The organism is Kamptonema animale CS-326 (genome assembly GCF_028330895.1).
Lineage (GTDB): Bacteria > Cyanobacteriota > Cyanobacteriia > Cyanobacteriales > Microcoleaceae > Kamptonema > Kamptonema formosum.
Window position 1 is genome coordinate 1 of record NZ_JAQMUA010000414.1, and the last position, 2594, is coordinate 2594.

Here is a 2594-nt window from a genome sequence, read left to right on the forward strand (position 1 = left end):
ACCCCAGACAGTGCGAAAATAGAGACGAAGTTTCACGCCATTAGCCCTATGTCCGATCGAGAACCAATCGCGATCGCCACCTCTAAATCCTCAGAGAGCAGCCAAAACAGCGAAGAATCATGTACCTCAAGCTTAGCCGCTTGCGTGAAAAGCCTGGGAATAGCTCAAATCGAAAGGCACATTTTTATCTGTGCCGATCAAACCGTACCCAAGTGCTGCGACAAAGAAGCCAGCCTGGAAGCTTGGAACTACCTAAAAAAACGCTTACAGGAACTAAAATTAGATAAACCTTCAGGCGATCGCCCAAGTTGCATCTTTCGCACCAAAGCCAATTGTCTGCGCGTTTGTAGCAACGGCCCGATTATGGTCGTCTATCCAGACGGTGTGTGGTATCGGAATGTGACACCGCCCATCATCGAACGGATACTTCAAGAACATCTGATCGGCTCTCAAGTAGTTCAGGAATATGCTTTTTTAACTCATCCTCTTCCAGATAAGGAGCTACACACTCACTAACATTTCCTGTAACGATCGCCATCACAATCGCAATCGTTAGGAATTAGACACCACAGCTAGTTATCAAGGGTAAAATCACTCGCTCTTCCCAGCCACAGCTCAAAACATTCAAGTACGTAAGTAGGCATTATAGTCAAATTTCTCTATAGTATTCAGAAGTAGCACCGTACAGACAGGGGCATTAAGCGGCTGAAAGTCTCCAGACTAAATATCCCACTCGCTCTAACTGGCGTGCATCTTTAGGAAGCACGCCAGATAACATTAGATTAGCGGGAAATTATTAGCTCAACCACCACTGCTAACCCCTAACACAGGGTCTAGTAGGGGACTGGAAAGCCTAATTGACCCGCCTCGGCCAAGGGGCTAAAACCCCCACCTCATTACAATTCCTTTTAAATCGTGGAGAGGCATATACCCTGCCCTGCCTTTCCTCTCACCGTCAAGCCGATAAGTTTTGTTCGCTGCCAGCGTTGCAATCACTACAGTTATGACGGGAGTCTCCAGGCAGGAATAAAGATGAAGGAAATTAATATAGGAGATCAAAAACGGCTAATGCTGGTTGACGACGATCCCAACCTGATACTGCTAGTTAAAGATTATCTAGAGTTTCGGGGCTACGATGTCGTCACCGCAGAAAATGGCCGCGAAGCCCTGGAAAAACTAGAAGAGGATCTTCCCGACTTAATTATTTGTGACGTGATGATGCCAGAGATGGATGGTTACACCTTAGTCAAGCACGTCAGAGAAGATCCTCGTACCAGTTGGATTCCAGTTTTGTTCCTGTCTGCCAAGGGTCAAAGCCAAGACAGAGTTAAAGGTCTCAGCACTGGGGCTGACGTTTACATTGTCAAGCCCTTTGAACCAGAAGAACTCGTGGCACAAGTAGAATCTTCCCTCAAGCAGGCAACGAGATTGATTCGCCACCAAAACAATGCGATCGACAGTGGGCCAAAAATCAAGGCCCGCCGTAACGTCGATTTAACCCCAACCGAGTTAAAAGTCGTACAGTTGGTGTCCCAAGGGTTGGCAAACCGTGATATTGCAGATGTGATGAATGTGAGCCAGCGGACAATTGAAAGCCATGTTAGCAATATGTTGGGCAAAACAGGCCTCCACAACCGGACGGAGTTGGCTCGCTGGGCCTTGGAGAGCAAAAAGGCTTAAGCTTAAATTGCTGCAATTTAATCACACAGAGGGAAGGCAGAGCGTGCAAAAACTAAGGGCTTGCTAGAGGGCTGCAACAGGGCAATAACTATTGTTTTTAGCGGAGAGCGATCGCCAAAGAGACATTTGCCACAGAGTTGCCCTCAGCCGATACCTCTTGTCAAAAGCAGCCCGCTTATGAGATGAAAGCAACTCTGTGGCAGTAGAGCCTAAAATATGAAATACTGGGGAAATGGAAATTTCTTAATTTTATTCCATTGCTAGGTTAACTCCATGTTGCTAAAATCTAATACTTAGATTAAATTCCTTTCTACAATTATTAGGTCTAAGTTTTTATGTCAAACTCAATGAACCGTCTGTCTATTTTTGTAGACGGGAACAATATGTTCTACGCTCAACAAAAAAATGGCTGGTTTTTCGATCCGAGACGAGTGTTGGAATATTTCAAGAATGCACAGCAAAATGTAATGCTGATTAATGCTTTCTGGTATACGGGTCTTAAAGACCCTCAAGATCAAAGGGGATTCCGAGATGCTTTGATTAGCCTGGGTTACACAGTTCGCACTAAAATCCTCAAAGAATACTACGATGACGCTTCTGGCAGATATTCTCAAAAAGCTAATTTAGACATAGAGATAGTCGTAGATATGTTTAATACAGTGGATCAATATGACCAAGTTGTGCTTTTCAGCGGGGATGGGGATTTTGAGAGGGCGATTGAGCTGCTAAGATCGAAAAATACTCATATTACTGTCGTATCAACCGAAGGGATGATTGCTAGAGAACTCCGTAATGCTACAGATCGGTATATCGACCTAAACGAGATTCGCGAACATATTGAGAAAATAGATTATTAGAATAATGGGTAATGGGTAATTGGTAATGGGTAATGGGTAATTGGTAATGGGTAATTG

3 protein-coding genes are annotated in these 2594 nt (G+C 44.5%); all 3 read left to right on the plus strand.

Annotation, left to right across the window (positions count from 1 at the left end; translation table 11 throughout):
* The first annotated feature begins 48 nt into the window (after nucleotides 1-48).
* The 3 genes from PN499_RS24485 (at nucleotide 49) to PN499_RS24495 (ending at nucleotide 2537) form a co-directional block, all read left to right on the plus strand.
* The gene (locus tag PN499_RS24485) at nucleotides 49-516 is read left to right on the plus strand and encodes a (2Fe-2S) ferredoxin domain-containing protein (protein ID WP_272035455.1); all 468 of its coding nucleotides are present in this window, start codon (nucleotides 49-51) and stop codon (nucleotides 514-516) included.
* Between the two features lie 516 nt (nucleotides 517-1032).
* Nucleotides 1033-1680, plus strand: a complete 648-nt coding sequence (locus tag PN499_RS24490; protein WP_007355349.1) for a response regulator transcription factor — start codon at nucleotides 1033-1035, stop codon at nucleotides 1678-1680.
* Nucleotides 1681-2015: 335 nt separating this feature from the next.
* Entirely contained in the window at nucleotides 2016-2537 is a 522-nt protein-coding gene (locus PN499_RS24495) for a LabA-like NYN domain-containing protein (RefSeq protein WP_019487804.1), read from the plus strand.
* Nucleotides 2538-2594: the final 57 nt, after the last annotated feature.